A 16085-nucleotide genomic window follows, 5' to 3' on the forward strand; every position below is an offset into this window, starting at 1 on the left:
AACAGGGGACATCTCGAAAACTGAAAAATGGAGGGTTGCTTATGGAGCTGAGCCAATTGCTGCGAGATCGCCGTTCCGTTCATATATTTGAAGATCGTTCTGTATCACCTGAGCTTGTAATGGAGCTGCTTGATACAGCTGTTTGGGCTCCTAATCACCGTCTGACTCAGCCTTGGCGGTTTATTTTAACATATGGAGAAGGCCGTAGAAAAATTGCTGATGCCGTGCGGAAAATGAAAGAAAACAAAGAAGCGGACCCATTGAAAAGAAAGGAAATCGGCCAAAAATTTTACGATAAAATCATGTCTATTCCGATGATTTTAACGGTGTTGATGAGGGAGGACCCTAATTTGGTGGTTAGAGAAGAAGATTATGCAGCAACGAGTTGTGTGATCCATAATTTTAGTCTGCTCGCATGGGAAAAGGGGATCGGCATGGTGTGGGAGACATATGGATGGCTGCATGATCCTATTTTTCGGAAAGCGATGGGAATTCAGCCCGGAGAGAAAGCCGTTGGCAATCTCCATATCGGCTATCCTGCAAAGATTCCACCCGCTCGGCCGCGTATTCCAGCTGCGCAATTGACCACTATTTTTAATCAAGCATAAAGCCGAGGTTCGTCGTATGTTACAGGAAAGTCATATTAGGGGAACATTGATGACGGAGAGTTGGAGAGGGAGAACGCTGTTGATTTATCTTCCTCCCTCCTATGCAAAAGGCGTTAGCCGATATCCAGTTGTTTATGTTCAAGATGGAGGATATTTATTTGATCCCTTTCAAAGTGATGCTCTAGTCCAGCTTGAGCGGATGTTTGCCCACGGGGAGCTTCCGGAGCTTTTATTTGTGGGGATTGAGACAAAGAACCGATTGGATGAATATACACCGTGGCATGCGAAGGCGCTATCTGAACGGTTTGCCGATTTTGGCGGAAAGGGCTCACATTACCTCGCCTTTCTTGCCGAAGAACTTAAACCATATATAGATGCTTCCTATCAAACAGATGGATGTCAGCGACAAACAGGCCTGGTCGGAGCTTCTCTTGGCGGTCTCATCTCGATGTATGCGGCTTATTTATATCCGCATGTATTTGGCAAAATCGGCTGTCTTTCAGGTTCATTTTGGTATGAAGGTTTTCTTCATTTCATGGAGTCACATATAGTTGCCTCCGATTTAAAGATTTATATGGACGTAGGAAGCATAGAGGGCATTGAAAAACAAAATGTTCAACGAGAAATGGTTTCAAGAACAAAAGCAGCCTATGCGATATTAATGAATCAACAGCTAAGCAACAAGAGACTCAAATTTGTCATAGAGGAGGGGGCTCCTCATGCTCGCCCTTTTTTTATTAAACGATTTCCAAGCGCAGTGAAGTGGTTATATTCAAATACAGAAGGGGAGCAGTAGAAGGCGGCTGATGATTCGATGAGCAAGAAAGGAGGGAGTAGGGTTGGATGCTAAAAAAAGTGAGTTGTTTTCTTCAGCTGTTCATACGGCAGGCGTTAGTGAGTTCACAATTCCGCGAACGAAGCAGCGTGTGATGTATTCTCACTATGGGAATCGTGAATATCGGATTTTTGTCGCTCAACCTTATGCGGATCCGCCTCCTTCGGGATTTCCGGTGATTTATGTACTTGATGCCAATTCGGTATTTGGCACGATGGTGGAAGCGATGCGCGTGCAGGCAGGACGTTCTGATCGCACAGGAGTTGTTCCTGCGGTGATTGTTGGTATTGGTTATCCAACAGAAAAGCCATTTTCTCCTGCCCGTTTTTACGATTTTACCATGTCTGTTCCGGAAAGCGAATTACCTGCTCGTCCAGATGGAACCGCATGGCCGGAAATGGGAGGAGCAGCGGCTTTTTTGGAATTTATTGAAACGGAACTGAAGCCTGAAATAGAGCGAGAATGGCCAATTGATCGGGCGAGGCAGGCCATTTTTGGCCATTCTCTCGGCGGCCTCTTTGCTCTGCAGGTGCTTTTTACGAAGCCGACTGCTTTCAGAACGTATATTGCTGGAAGCCCTTCGATTCATTGGAGCAAACAGCTATTGCTTGAAGCGGAACAACGCTTTGTTGCTCGCATCAAACAAGAAGCGCTCAACGTTGACGTACTTCTGGCGGCTGGAGAGTTGGAAAGAAGCCACAAAAGCCGAATTAACGCTCATGCTGAAGAACTGGCGGAACGCCTTTCCGCTTTAGCTGATTTGGGGGTATATGTGGAGTTTCAGGAATTTGCCGGAGAAGGGCATGTTTCGGTATTGCCAGCCCTCATCAGCCGAGCTCTACGGTTTGTATCGAGAAACAGCGTATAACGAATCGTTTCGTCCTTAGGTTGCATCAAATGTTCATCTTCACATGTTAGGCAATAAAAATATCAGTGCCATTAGAGATGGCAGACAAAAAGGGCTCGGATCGGAAGATCTGAGCCCTTATTATTATTTGAATCTCAATCGGATACAAGCTGCTTTTCTATGAGAGCCATTCTCTTATTCTTAAGTTAGGAGCGGGGGATATCAAGGTGTTATTATTGGCATCATCAGGTAAATGGTATGGTTCTAACCTTCACCCCATGAATGCCAGATCCCGTCCATTCATAAAGAATGCAAACATTCGAAGGTAAGCTTTATCCATTATCGCTGTTCATTTTTATATCATTTTCTTTAATTGGGGGATTCATTTATTTCTTTAATAGCAAGTAAATAAAATAAGGTGCGCCAATTAAAGAGACCATAATCCCGGCTGGAATGCTATTGGGATCAAAGATATTTCGGCCGATCAAATCAGCGATTAATAAAAACCATCCGCCAAGGAGCAGCGCGATAGGAATAAATAGTTGGTTTCTCGGTCCTACTAACGCTTTTGCCATATGCGGTGCCATCAGCCCGATGAAAGAGATTCCGCCCGTCACTGAAACGGTGGAGGCGGCCAAGGCTACGGCTGCGAGAAGCAAAGAAATTCGTTCTTTTTCAACCGACATGCCGACGCCAACGGCTACCGGTTCACTTAACCCAAGCAAATTCAAGCGATTAGCTTTATATAAAGTAAAAGGAATAAGCGTGATTAACCAAGGAAGCAAGGCCAAAATAAAGGGCCAATCATCGCCCCAAATATTCCCGGCAAGCCATTTAGCGATAAAATCGACTTTTGCCCGTTCAGCGGATGAGATTAAGACAATCATCACTCCAGAAAGCGCCATTGAACATCCGACACCAATGAGCACGAGTTTTACTGGTTGGAGACCTGCCTCCTTTTTATATGACAACCCATAAATGAGAACCGCTGTAAACAAAGCGCCTATAAAAGCAAGGAGCGGAATCAAATACACAAAGGAATCAGCACTGACAGGAAAAAAGAGAAAGAAAATGGCTACAGCAACGCCGGCGCCGGAATTAATTCCTAAAATACCGGGATCCGCTAAATCGTTTCGTGTTACTCCTTGTAAAATCGCCCCAGATAGTGCCAACGCCATCCCCGCTAATAAGGTAATGATGATGCGAGGGAGACGGATCGAAAATAAGATAAATTCTTCTTTAAACGTTCCTTGGCCAAACAAAGTCGGAATAAGCCGATCATAAGAGAGAGAAGCATAGCCCATTCCCATTCCAACCACGATTGTCAAGATAATGAGTGCGAGTAAAATACATATAATAATGCGCTGTTTTTTGATTAAAGCCGATTGAATCATGAGAATGTTTTTCCTCCTTTATGCACGATGAACAGGAAGAAAGGCAATCCCATCATCGCTACAATGGCTGCCACTGGCGTTTCATATGGTGCATTGACCGTGCGCCCAAGCGTATCAGCTAAAAGCATAAGCGTCGCTCCAACAATAGAGGACATAGGGATAATGTAACGATAATCCGTGCCGACAATCGCCCGAACGATATGAGGAACCATTAAGCCAATAAAAGTCATATTGCCGACAAGGGCGACTGAGGCGCCAGCCAGCAAAATAACAACGATGTACAAAGTCGCTTTAATTTGCGTAATTTTTTGTCCTAATCCAACGGCTACTTCTTCATTTAAACTCAAAATCGTAAGCTGCTTTGAGAGTAAAAGCGAAACAAGGATACCAAGCAAAATAAACGGAGCGATCACTTGAAGCTGTCCCCATGTTGTTCCAATCACACCGCCGGCGGTCCACATCGATACATCTTTTGATATTTTAAAATAAATCCCAATTCCTTCTGCGACCGCATATAGAAAAGTAGAAACAGCGGAACCGGCTAAAACAATGCGCAGTGGGGAAAAACCGCCTTTTTTGATAGTGCCAATGCCGAATACGAGGAATCCTCCGGCGGCAGCACCGATAAAGCAGGCCACCATCATACTAAAATAATTAGCCGAAGGCATAAAAGCAATGGTGATCGCCAATGCGGCATTGGCGCCAGCAGTAAGTCCAAGCAACCCCGGATCGGCTAAGGGATTTCGCGTCATTCCTTGCATAATCGCTCCAGAGGTGGATAAGGCAGCTCCTACGAACATGGCCGCCACCTCGCGGGGAAAGCGAAGCTCGCGAATAATCGAAAAGGGCTCTCCTTTGATATCAGTGGTGAGAGCGAGCCACACCTCTTTTAGCGTAGTATCTGCCGCCCCGAAGACCATGGCAGCTGAAAACATAGCGATCAATACAAATAAGGCGATTATAAGCTTGTATATAAATGGAATCGAACGATTTAAGTTCGCTTTCATGTAGTTCCCTCTTTTCGTGTGTATGTACATAAAGGACGAGGAATTCTTGCTTTAAGAATTCCTCGTCTGTGCTTTACCATATACTAATGGAGTGCTCGTGATATAGAAACGGATAACGCTCTTTTTATTTGTCTAAAAAATGCTTAATAAAGAAATCGAGCTGATAATCCAATGTAAGTGGATCGTTAAAGTAAAATTCTCTAGCATCTGCTTCAAATACATGATTGTTTTTGACTGCTGGAATGTTTTTATAGGTTTCTGTTTCTTGGAATGAGTTATCAGTATCTGGGTTTTTGCTAATAATTAGATAGTCGCCAGCAAATTGAGGTAATGCCTCTAGCGATAATGCATAGTAGCCTGGCTTTAACGCTGTTTCTTCTACTTTTTTCGGCATTTTTAGTTTCATTTCTTGATACAGTATCTCAGTTCCTCTTCCCCAATTATTACCAAATACATAAATTTGTTTGTCAAAATTTTCGATGACAGAAACAGTAGCATTCTCGCCAATTTTAGCCCGAATTTCTTCTCCGGCTTTTTGTGCGCGTTTCTTAAAGTCGTCGATCCAAGCTTTAGCTTCTTTTTCTTTATTTAAAAGTTTTCCGATTTCCAAAAATTGTGTGAGGTAATCTACTTTTCCGTATGTATACGTGACAGTAGGAGCGATTTTGCTTAGTTTATCAATATTTTTAATATTGGATAACCCAATAATCAGATCGGGCTTTAATTCTATGATTTTCTCGATGTCTTCATCCGATACTTCCGCTACGTCTTTTAGTTTATCTTGGAAGCGGGGATTCATTTTAGACCATGAGTCAACACCAACTAAATTTACTCCTAAAGCCATGACATGGCCCGCAAAAGAAGAGAGCACTACTACGCGCTTTGGATGTGCAGGAACTTCGATTGGACCATTTTCAGATTGGTACGTAATCGTTTCCGCTTCTTTTTCTTTGGAAGCCGAACTGTTTTTCGTTTCGGTTGTTTTGCCACTGCAAGCGCTCATAATAAGCAAAAATAGGAGCATGATCGGGATTAAGATTTTTTTCATTGGATGTATTCCTCCTTAAGTAGACTATATGTGAGACACATTGGTTTCTGCGTGCGAGGATCCTGCCCGATTTCGGCATCAATATGAAAGACCTGCTTGAGCACGTCACGCGTAATGACTTCTTCGCAGCTTCCCGCCTTGACAATTTCCCCGTTCTTAAGGGCAATAATATAATCTGCGAAACGAGCTGCTTGATTTAAATCATGAAGAACCATGACAATCGTTCGTTTTTGTTCTTCGTTTAATTTTTGCAGAAGCTCTAAAACTTCCAATTGATGTGCCATATCGAGATAAGTAGTCGGCTCATCAAGGAAAATGATATCGGTTTCCTGTGCAAGCGCCATGGCAATCCACACGCGTTGGCGCTGTCCCCCAGACAAAGCGTCAACAGATCGGAATTTGAAATCTTTTGTTCCGGTCACTTCAAGCGCCCAGTCAATGACTTCATAATCTTTTTTGGTCAAGCGCCCGAAACCTTTTTGATATGGAAAGCGGCCATAAGAAACCAATTCCCCGACCGTCAGGCCCCCCGGACTTTCCGGAGTTTGCGGAAGAATGGCCATTTTTCTTGCGAGAATCTTCGTGTTTTCGCTTGTGATTTGCTTGCCGTCTAATATCACGGTTCCAGCTTGTGGTGCGATAATACGAGTCAGCGCTTTTAATAGTGTGGATTTTCCGCATCCATTTGGTCCAATAATGGTTGTGATTTTTTGATCGGGAATTTGTATGCTTAAATTTTTAACAATTAAGCGCTCATTGTAGCCAATACTTAATTCATTTGTATATAAGCGAACCATGCTCCTACCCCCCTTTATACATATCCGCAAAAGGATAAAAACGATAATCATTATCAATTCAATATATAATTTAAAGCTATTTTTTTTCAATTGTCAATCACTATTTGTTGTAAAATAGGTCAAAAGGATGTATATTTAATTGAGAATGATAATCAGTGTTTGAGTTCTGGGAGAGGTGGAATATAGATGAATCATGATGAATTATATGATGTGACGATTATTGGCGGCGGGCCGGCGGGTTTGTATGCTGCATTTTATAGCGGATTGCGAGAAATGAAAACAAAGCTGATTGAGTATCAGCCGCAATTGGGAGGCAAGCTCCATGTCTACCCGGAGAAAATGATTTGGGATGTGGGAGGACATGCACCGATCACAGGGGAACAATTAATTGAACAGCTTGTCAAGCAAGGATTAACCTTTAATCCTACCGTGGTTCTCAATGAAAAGATTGAAGCGATGAAACGAATGGAAGATGGCACGTTTATATTGCAGGCCGCTTCTGGGCGTCAGCATTTTTCGAAAACGGTCATTGTTGCAGTGGGGAGCGGGATATTAAAGCCGCAAAAATTGGAGATCGAGGGCGCGGAAAAGTTTGAAGTAGCTAATCTGCACTATACAGTGAAGTCGTTAAAGCGCTTCAAAAATAAAACGGTCATTATTTCAGGAGGAGGCAATGCGGCTATTGACTGGGCGAATGAATTAGTGCCGATTGCTAAAAAAGTGTATTTGACGTATCGGGGGGAGATGCTGAAAGGCCATGAATCGCAGGTGACGCAGCTTCTGAACAGCTCGGCCACTTGTTATTTTCATACCTCGATTACGAAATTGATTGCCAGTGAGGATCATGAACGGATTGAACGAGTCGAGCTAACCAATCAAGAAACAGGAGAGGTCATCTATTTGGCAATTGATGAAGTCATTGTGAACCATGGCTATGAGCGCGATTCCTCCTTGTTGGAAAAAAGTGAACTGAATATTCAAATGATGGATCATTACTACATCGCGGGCAATGCCAATAGTGAATCTTCTGTACCAGGGCTTTATGCGGCGGGGGATATTTTAAAATACGATGGGAAATTGCATTTGATTGCGGGAGCCTTTCAAGATGCCGCCAATGCAGTCAATAGCGCGAAACAATTTATCGAACCTAAGGCTGATAAATTTGGCATGGTATCATCCCATAACGAAATCTTTAAAGAGCGTAACCGAGAATTGATAAAACAAATGATGAAATAAACGTTTTTAGCTGCAAGCCCAAGATGGCGCTTTGGAAATGTAGCTGGAAGGTATCACATATGACTTGATGAATGGGAGCTTTTGTATTACAGTAATAAATAAAGATTTGTAAGAAAAGGAGTTTTTTCCGTTGGCAGTATTTATGAGACTTCGATTTCCAGTTCTTTGAACCATCAATTGAATATCGTTCAAAGACTCTGCCTATGTGCAGGGAATGGGATTGGTCTGCCTATTTGCGGGAAAACGAGATCCATATAGATGTTATATGGTGTTCCATTGGCTAAGACGCCGATGGATGCTGCTTAATCATGCAATCATAAAAAAGGGGGAGACAAGTGCCCCCTTTTTATTGTTAGATCGATGCAAGCAATCTAAATACCGATGGCTTTTTTATGGCAGTTATCAAGCAGCCAAACAGCAAAAAGATCAACATGCTCTTCAGATTCCGCCACTGAAATGTGAGGGGGAAATTTGATGTGAACATCGATTGTCGAGCGAAAAGGGGGCTTACACACAGTGAAAGCTCATTTCACATGGCCCCCATCGTTGAATCGTGCTTCATCGCTTTCCTTTTATTTTGGAAGAGACTGTCTTATATTGAAAGGCTAGATCCATACTTCCATCCTCTGGATAGAAAGCATTTTTTCTATGCAGCAAAATGCACAGATGGGTCAGGTCTTGACAAGACAGTCTCTTTTATTTTGCATCATGCTGGAATGATAATGGTTATTTTTAATGATGGCGATCACTGGAGAACACTATGTGAAGGAAAAACGATGGAGGAATTGAGATGTCAAATAAAAAAAGGTTAGCAGCTCAGCTGATGGCTGCGTCTTCTGCGATCTTTCGTTGTCCGGTCTGCTCTGCAGCTATGGAGCTTCAGCATGTGAAAAGCTTGGAATGCATAAATCGTCATACATTTGATTTATCAAAGGTAGGATATGTAAATTTATTTACTCACTCTCCTAAAGTGAAATATGAAAAGCAAATGTTTGAAGCAAGGCATCTCTTATGCCAAGCCGGCCTTTTCGCGCCGATGAACCAGGTGATTAGCGACTACATGATTCATGAGTTAGTTGATACAGATCAAGTGATTAAGCTATTGGATGCAGGCTGCGGAGAAGGCTCTCATTTATTTCATCTCAAGAAATATGTAGAGAGAAAAACGGCCAGTCGCTTGCTCGGCGTTGGAATCGATCTTGCTAAAGAAGGGGTTTATATAGCCGCAAGAGAATACCCGAATTTGATTTGGTGCGTTGCGGATATTGCTAACTGTCCATTTAGGGATCGACAATTTCATTTTATTATGAATATTTTATCGCCGGCTAATTATGCAGAATTTCAGAGAGTGTTAATGAATGGTGGAACGATGATAAAGGTGGTTCCCGGCAAGCAGCATTTGCAAGAGATAAGAGAATATTTTTATGGACAGACAGCTAGAAAAGCCTATACAAATGATCGCACGATTCAACGATTTCAAGACGACTTTCGAATAACAGCTATCGAACGTGTCACATATAAAGCAGCCATCGCTCAAGAATGGATGGCTGCGGTCATTCAAATGACCCCTTTATCTTGGGGAATTGCAGCCGAAAAGCAGCAGCAAGCGTTGCGGATGGAAGTGAATGAAATCACGATGGATTTGACCATTTTATTTGGAAAAAAATAAATAAAATTGTTTCAGGAATTTATAATTTTTAACACACCATGCACCGAGAAGTCTCCCACCTCTACACGAAGGCAAGATAGGAGAGGATCATCATTCATTGGTGCTTGTAATGGAGTTGATTGGATATGGTCGAGATGGTTTGGCGTGGTCTGGTGCTGAATAGCACGGCTTCGATGCGTGAAAGCGGCATTGTTTACGACTTCGTTACGAAAATACCTTCAACTGTGTGGGTGTTTATGACATCATTTTTTAGGATGGAAAAAATTTTTATCAATCGCCTATTTACATTTACGCTACGTAAAGGATTATAGTGAAGATGTCAGGAGGTGAAAGCGTGGAATATACGGTGCATCAGCTGGCGAAGCTGGCCGGAGTGACGGGACGAACATTGCGGTATTATGATGAAATTGGGCTTCTCAAGCCCGCTAGAATCAGCTCATCTGGCTACCGCATCTATGGGCAAAAGGAAGTCGATATGCTCCAGCAGATTTTATTTTATCGCGAGCTTGAAGTGGACTTAGAGACGATTAAGCAGATGATTTATTCTCCCAGCTTCGATGAAGTGGAGGCACTGAAAGAACACCGTACACAGCTTCTGGAAAAACGCAGGCAATTAGATTTATTAATTGCCAATGTAGAGAAAACATTAGATGCGAAGGAAGGGAGAAGAATTATGAGTGATCAAGAAAAATTTGCGGCGTTTAAGCAAAAATTGATCGACGAAAATGAGCAAAAATACGGAAAAGAAATTAGAGAAAAATATGGAGATCAAACGATTGACCGTGCCAATCAGAAGGTGCTGAACATGACAGAGGAACAGTATGCCGAGGTGAAGAAGCTGGAACAGGAAGTGCTTGATACGTTGAATGAGGCTTTTTTGACGGGAGATCCAGCAAGCGATTTAGCGCAAAAAGCCGCTGATCTGCATCGGCAATGGCTCAGTCATTTTTGGGAAAGCTATACGAAAGAAGCTCATGTGGGAGTTACGCAAATGTATGTGGATGATGAACGGTTTGCTGCTTATTATAACCGCAAACACGCTGGAGCAGCCGAGTTTCTGCGAGATGCGGTGCTGATTTATACCGGAATGAAAAAGCAATAGTCAAAAAACAAAGAAGAAGGGAGTCGGCTTGGTCCACTCTCTTCTTTTTGTGCTTGGCCAGCATCTGATGACAAACAAAGGAGTTGAACAGATTTTGGATGATTCGCTACAATAGACAATACAGATTGAATGTGGAGGAGATCCAATGAAAATTGAAGTATGGTCAGATTTTGTCTGTCCGTTTTGCTATATTGGAAAACGGAGATTAGAGCAAGCACTTGAGCAACTTTCGTATAAAGACCAAATTGAAGTTATTTTTCGCAGCTTTGAGCTAGATCCGAATGCAAAAACACAAGATGATATGACGATTGTGGAGCATCTGGCTGAGAAGTATGGCATTTCCACCGAAGAAGCAAAACGAATGACTGACAATGTGGCCAAGCAGGCAGAATCTGTTGGTTTAGTGTTTCGTTTTGAGAAAATGAAGCCATTGAACACATTCGATGCTCATCGCCTCGCTCAATATGCGAAAAAGCAGGGGAAGATGAGCGAAATGGCTGAAAAGCTGTTTTATGCCTACTTTACTGATTCTCGAGAGATCAGTGATCATCATGTGCTAGCAGAGCTTGCTGAAGCCATTGGCTTGAAGGGGGAAGAAGTAAAGCAGATGCTTAAAACAGAACAGCATGCCGAAGAGGTAAGAAGTGATGAGGCAGAAGCGCAACGCTTCGGTGTAAGAGCCGTTCCTTTTTTTGTTGTGAATCGCCAGTATGCGATTTCAGGAGCTCAGCCGACAGAGATATTTGTGCAAGTTTTGCAAAAAGCATGGGGGGAGCAGCAGTCTTCATCTCGAAAAGAGATCGCGCCAAATGACGGCGCAGCTTGTGAAAATGGCAGCTGTTCGCCGCGTTCATGAAAAAATTCATGCTGAAAGCGCTGATTCAAGGCTATATGGCCGTCCTCCTACAGTTTATTTATCGATCGTGAAAAAACGGGGCTCGGTTTTGACAGAACCGTCTGTTTTCAGCAAGGCCGTGTTCATTGTTTCGATAAAACATCATGGAAAAAAGGGAGCTTTACACAGCTCCCTTTTTATTTTTGCTCTATTTTTTCTTCTTTTTTGTCTTCGTAATTATTGTAGTCGTATTTTGTTCGATCGACTGGCTTAAATCCTTTCGGTGTATAAAAGCGCAATAGATCTTCATAGACGACTTTATCAGAAAGGCTTAATTTTGTTCGTACAATTTGTTCGTCACGTTCGATCTCTTTATTTTTCTCAATTGGTTCGCCTGTTGGCGTTTCGTAATATTTTCCATTGATTGCTGTAACGGTCGGAGTGACGAAATCACCATTACGGAATGGCACAATTTGTTGATGATCTGGCGACAATAGATCCGTACCGAATTGAATATAATTTTTCGTGTCAATTCCTAATAAATGAAGCACTGTTGGCAATAAATCGATTTGTCCGCCATATTGGTGCATCACGCCGCCTTTTACTCCCGGAACACGGATAAATAACGGTACTCGTTGCAATTGTGCATGTTCAAAAGGAGTAATTTCTTTACCAATCACTTGCGACATGGCTTCATTGTGATTTTCAGAAATGCCGTAATGGTCTCCATACAAGATGATGACCGAGCGATCATACAAACCAGACTGCTTCAAATAATCGAAGAACTCTTTGATCGCTTCATCTAAATATCGAGCCGTTTGGAAATAACGGTCTACTGAACCATCACCTGTTGTCGCAGGCTGAATCGTTGCTTCCTTATCATTAATCAAATAAGGGAAGTGGTTGGACAACGTAATAAATTTAACATAGAACGGTTCTTTTAATGTTTGCAACAACGGTATGGACTCTCTAAAGAACGGCTTGTCTTTTAAACCATAGTTTAACACGTCTTCGTCATTCATATCATAGTAGCTTGCATCAAAGAAATGGCTAAATCCGAACGATTTATAAATTTCGTTGCGGTTCCAAAATGTTTTATAGTTGCCGTGGAATACCGCAGATGTATAGCCAAGCTGGCCTAAAATCGCAGGCGCTGCTTGGTACGTATTTTGTCCTTTTGTTGTAAATACCGATCCTTGTGGCAAGCCAAATAAGGAGTTCTCTAGCATAAATTCAGCATCAGACGTTTTCCCTTGTCCAGTCTGATGGAAAAAGTTATCAAAATACATGGTGTTAGGGTCGCGTGTTAACGAATTTAAAAACGGCGTAACTTCCTGTCCATTTAATTTGTAGTTAATGAGGAAGTTTTGGAATGACTCTAAATGAATATAGATGACGTTCATTCCTTTTGCTTTACCAAAATATTCAGGATTAGGCTTTGCATAAGTCGCTTGCACATGGTTCAGTACGGTCGTGACATCGCTCTTATTCGCAAATGCGCGTTGTGTCGATGACTTCATGCTTTGAATCGCATCATAAATCACATAGTTATACATACCCAAATATTTGACAATATAGTTACGGTCAAACGTTCTTGTTAGCAGCTGCGGACGGTCAATTTCCGCTAGCGCCAAGTTGGTAACAAACGTAAAAATGGCGGTAGCAAACAGCAAGTTCTTTTTATAGCGCTCTAAGAAAATAGGCTGTAATTTTGCGCGCTGTTTAATAATAACAGCAGCGATAATGATGGTATCTAAGAAATAAATAAAATCGTACCATTTTAACAGCTCTAATACACTTCCGCCTAAGCTGCTGAAATTGTTCGTCTGCGTTAGAGTCGGAAATGTGATAAAGTCGCTGAAAAAGCGATAATATACAATGTTAGCATATAAAATAAACGACAAAACAAAATCAATCAAAATCAGCCAAATATATGAACGCTTTCCTTTAGCCAGCAAAGACAGACCTAAGAAGAAAAGCGCCGAACTGACGGGATTTATAAACAGCAACCACTGTTGCATAGAGTTGCTGATGCCTAGATTGAATTCCATTCGATAGGCAGTATATGTTTTCATCCAAAACAATAAAACCGCTAATGCAAAAAAGCGGAGGTGTGAGTCGGATATGCGCTGGAACCATCGTATAACACTACTACTGATCCCCTTCATCTTTTTATTCACCTCTATTTTCTCTTATTCTCTCATTCTAGATTTTTAATATATGGAGCACGAATTGCATTTATGACCAATTGCTGAGATTTATATATAAATGTCTAACTACTATATTATACAGGAAAACGCTCATGTCAACTAGCATAAAGTTGTGAATATTCTTTAAAACAACGAAGCACATGGCCATTAAGCAGCAAGTATTCTTTGTTTTTAGAGCATTTAAACGTTCAGCATAAAAAGTTGGGTCGTTCCCTTGTGGAATAATTTACCTCAAACAAAATGAAAAAGCAACTATTATACATGTGAACATTTACATCAATATGAAATTTGCCTGTTTTTTGCGATCACTGGATTAGACAACATGGCTTATAGACAAATCAATGTGTCTGGGAGCGTCTGGTTGTTCGATTTTGGGTCGCGCTGGAGCGTAACCGAGACAAGTCACGGATTTGTCTCCAACTATCGAGAATAGGGAATTCGGTTTTTGAGTATATGTCCCATCTTTTAGTTGTATCTAAGCATAGGATTCGCGGGAGATCGTGATGCTTAAAAATGAGGATTGCCAATCTTGCATTTATCACAGTTTGGCAAGCAAAAGCTCGTCGCGAATGGGAATATCATCCTATCTATTCAATGGGCTGCTTGGTTTTAAGCTCCTTGCCTTTTCTACAGCATTGGGAAATACTTGAATAATCGGATCTCCTCTGTTTGGATAAAACCGTAAGTTGTGATCAGTTCCATACGGCGACAGCCTTGTTTTTGAGCAAACATTTCCAATGTCGTCAATAAAGCAGTGCCTATTCCTTTTCCCTCTTCGCGGCTGTCTAATAAACAATTTCACAAACGGCTTCTTTCATAAATATATGCGAGAAGTCCTGCGATGTCTCCGCAATAATTAAGTGCAGCAAATCCATTCAGTGTGCTCCATTCGTATATTTCTATGGAAATGACCATGGTTGAGCTGCTCGGTGTTCGCTGAAAAAACGTTGGACGGATTTAGGATCAAGATGATGAATCGAAACGATCTTCATCTTTCCACTCGTTGTTATTCTTTGCTAAAATCATGGTACAAGACAGATGCATTTTTTGGTATATTTTTGACATGTATGATGAAGGGTAAGGAGTATCAGCCTATAGGTGTGACTAAGGGAGGAAGGCATAACATGATGAATATGAGGAGATATATATTTGACCCTCCGAAAGTGCTAGTGGCGGGTTTTGCACTCATTATTTTGCTAGGTGCAACGCTATTAACGCTTCCGGTTGCTACAAACGATGGCAAGGGGCTTCCGTGGATTGATGCTTTATTTACAGCGACATCAGCAACCTGCGTGACAGGGCTTGTCGTAGTGGATACAGGAACGACGTTTACGTTATTTGGACAGCTGGTGATTTTAGCTTTAATTCAGGTTGGCGGTTTAGGGTTTATGACCTTTGCCACATTTTTTGCTTTTTTAATCGGCAAACGCATCTCATTAAAAGAGCGGCTTCTGCTTCAAGAAGCATTAAATAACTTGTCAATTGAGGGAATCGTCCGGCTTGTCAAACGGATATTGGTGTTTACAGTAGTCATCGAATTGATCGGGGGGCTGCTGTTGACGATTCGCTTTGCCTTCGATATGCCTCTAGCAAAGGCGTTTTATTTTGGAATGTTTCATGCCATTTCCAACTTTAATAATGCTGGATTTGATTTAATGGGCGAATTTCGCAGCCTGACAGGATACGTGGAGGACCCTGTTGTCACTCTTGTCGTATGTGCATTAATTACGCTTGGCGGAATCGGGTTTATCGTTATGAACGAAATATATGAATACCGGCAAACGCGCCGCTTTTCGTTGCATACCAAATTAGTTTTGATAACGAGCGGTCTGCTTGTTGTGTTCGGTACGCTGTTTATTTTTTTATTGGAGTTTCATAACTCCAAAACATTGCAACCGTTGTCCCCGTTAGGGAAATTTTTGGCATCCCTTTTTCAAGCCGTAACGCCGCGAACTGCTGGAGCGAACACATTAAACATTCCGGATTTAACGCAGCCTACGCTGTTCCTCATTATTTTCCTTATGTTTGTCGGGGCATCGCCAGGGTCGACAGGTGGAGGAATTAAGACCACAACTTTTGTAACCCTTTTAGGGGCGGTTTGGTCGCAAATTAAGGGAAAAGAAGATGTTACTTTCTTTAAGAAACGGATTGTTTATGACACGATTTATAAGGCATTGACCGTGACATTAAGCGGTTTATTTATCGTCATAGTAATTACAATGCTGTTAACGATTACAGAGCCCGGCCAAGATTTTTTAATGATTTTATTTGAGGCCACATCAGCGTTTGGTACGGTTGGTTTGTCGATGGGATTGACCCCGCAGCTGTCTCCGATCGGAAAGGTGTTGATTATGTTAACGATGTTTGCCGGCCGTGTAGGTCCGTTGACGATTGCTTATGCTGTTACGTTGCATCGCAAGCCCGATCCGTTTCGTTATCCAAAGGGGAGAATTATGATTGGATAAAAAACGTTAAAAATCAAAGCAAGCGTGAGAAA

The 16085-nt window shown here is 42.0% G+C and carries 14 protein-coding genes; 8 read left to right on the forward strand and 6 right to left on the reverse strand.

From position 1 onward, the window contains the following. The first annotated feature begins 41 nt into the window (after nucleotides 1–41). Genes GGQ95_RS15485 through GGQ95_RS15495 form a run of 3 tightly spaced genes read left to right on the forward strand, consistent with a single transcriptional unit; the run spans nucleotide 42 to nucleotide 2311 of the window. Nucleotides 42–608 (forward strand): nitroreductase family protein, encoded by a 567-nt coding sequence (locus GGQ95_RS15485; protein ID WP_183187111.1) that lies wholly within the window; start codon nucleotides 42–44, stop codon nucleotides 606–608. A 34-nt stretch (nucleotides 609–642) separates the two neighbouring features. Beyond that, the gene (locus GGQ95_RS15490) at nucleotides 643–1404 is read left to right on the forward strand and encodes an alpha/beta hydrolase (protein ID WP_183187124.1); all 762 of its coding nucleotides are present in this window, start codon (nucleotides 643–645) and stop codon (nucleotides 1402–1404) included. A gap of 43 nt (nucleotides 1405–1447) precedes the next feature. Then, nucleotides 1448–2311, forward strand: coding sequence for an alpha/beta hydrolase (locus GGQ95_RS15495; protein WP_280528803.1), 864 nt, complete (start codon nucleotides 1448–1450; stop codon nucleotides 2309–2311). Between the two features lie 365 nt (nucleotides 2312–2676). On the opposite strand, the gene GGQ95_RS15500 is transcribed toward GGQ95_RS15495, so the two are convergent. The 4 genes from GGQ95_RS15500 to GGQ95_RS15515 form a co-directional block, all read right to left on the reverse strand. Further along, nucleotides 2677–3684 (reverse strand): FecCD family ABC transporter permease, encoded by a 1008-nt coding sequence (locus tag GGQ95_RS15500; protein ID WP_044742582.1) that lies wholly within the window; start codon nucleotides 3682–3684, stop codon nucleotides 2677–2679. After that, nucleotides 3681–4691 (reverse strand): FecCD family ABC transporter permease, encoded by a 1011-nt coding sequence (locus tag GGQ95_RS15505; RefSeq protein ID WP_183187112.1) that lies wholly within the window; start codon nucleotides 4689–4691, stop codon nucleotides 3681–3683. Before GGQ95_RS15505 ends, GGQ95_RS15500 begins: the two co-directional genes overlap by 4 nt. Nucleotides 4692–4815: 124 nt before the next feature. Beyond that, nucleotides 4816–5739, reverse strand: coding sequence for an iron-hydroxamate ABC transporter substrate-binding protein (locus GGQ95_RS15510; protein ID WP_183187113.1), 924 nt, complete (start codon nucleotides 5737–5739; stop codon nucleotides 4816–4818). Then, nucleotides 5736–6536, reverse strand: a complete 801-nt coding sequence (locus tag GGQ95_RS15515) for an ABC transporter ATP-binding protein (RefSeq protein WP_183187114.1) — start codon at nucleotides 6534–6536, stop codon at nucleotides 5736–5738. Before GGQ95_RS15515 ends, GGQ95_RS15510 begins: the two co-directional genes overlap by 4 nt. Nucleotides 6537–6722: 186 nt before the next feature. Between GGQ95_RS15515 and GGQ95_RS15520 the strand changes: the two genes are divergently transcribed. The 4 genes from GGQ95_RS15520 (at nucleotide 6723) to GGQ95_RS15535 (ending at nucleotide 11399) form a co-directional block, all read left to right on the forward strand. Beyond that, nucleotides 6723–7772 (forward strand): NAD(P)/FAD-dependent oxidoreductase, encoded by a 1050-nt coding sequence (locus GGQ95_RS15520; RefSeq protein ID WP_183187115.1) that lies wholly within the window; start codon nucleotides 6723–6725, stop codon nucleotides 7770–7772. Nucleotides 7773–8562: 790 nt separating this feature from the next. Further along, a complete protein-coding gene (locus tag GGQ95_RS15525) occupies nucleotides 8563–9441 on the forward strand; it encodes a putative RNA methyltransferase (RefSeq protein ID WP_231734632.1) in 879 nt (292 codons plus the stop codon). A gap of 334 nt (nucleotides 9442–9775) precedes the next feature. Then, nucleotides 9776–10543, forward strand: coding sequence for a MerR family transcriptional regulator (locus GGQ95_RS15530; protein ID WP_312856949.1), 768 nt, complete (start codon nucleotides 9776–9778; stop codon nucleotides 10541–10543). A gap of 145 nt (nucleotides 10544–10688) precedes the next feature. Beyond that, complete coding sequence (locus GGQ95_RS15535) at nucleotides 10689–11399, forward strand: DsbA family oxidoreductase (RefSeq protein ID WP_066148980.1); 711 nt, start codon at nucleotides 10689–10691, stop codon at nucleotides 11397–11399. 176 nt (nucleotides 11400–11575) lie between these two features. Here the strand turns inward: GGQ95_RS15535 and ltaS are convergent, their stop codons facing one another. Both ltaS and GGQ95_RS18430 read right to left on the reverse strand, forming a co-directional pair. Next, nucleotides 11576–13546 carry a lipoteichoic acid synthase gene (ltaS, locus tag GGQ95_RS15540; protein WP_066148981.1) on the reverse strand — a complete coding sequence of 657 codons (1971 nt, stop codon included), beginning with the start codon at nucleotides 13544–13546 and terminating at the stop codon, nucleotides 11576–11578. Nucleotides 13547–14215: 669 nt separating this feature from the next. Beyond that, entirely contained in the window at nucleotides 14216–14335 is a 120-nt protein-coding gene (locus GGQ95_RS18430; RefSeq protein WP_312856950.1) for a hypothetical protein, read from the reverse strand. 380 nt (nucleotides 14336–14715) lie between these two features. Here GGQ95_RS18430 and GGQ95_RS15550 point away from each other — a divergent pair, with 380 nt between their 5' ends. Then, nucleotides 14716–16053 (forward strand): TrkH family potassium uptake protein, encoded by a 1338-nt coding sequence (locus GGQ95_RS15550; protein WP_369815535.1) that lies wholly within the window; start codon nucleotides 14716–14718, stop codon nucleotides 16051–16053. The last annotated feature ends 32 nt before the right edge of the window (nucleotides 16054–16085 follow it).

Source organism: Anoxybacteroides rupiense (genome assembly GCF_014196195.1).
Classification (GTDB): domain Bacteria; phylum Bacillota; class Bacilli; order Bacillales; family Anoxybacillaceae; genus Anoxybacteroides; species Anoxybacteroides rupiense.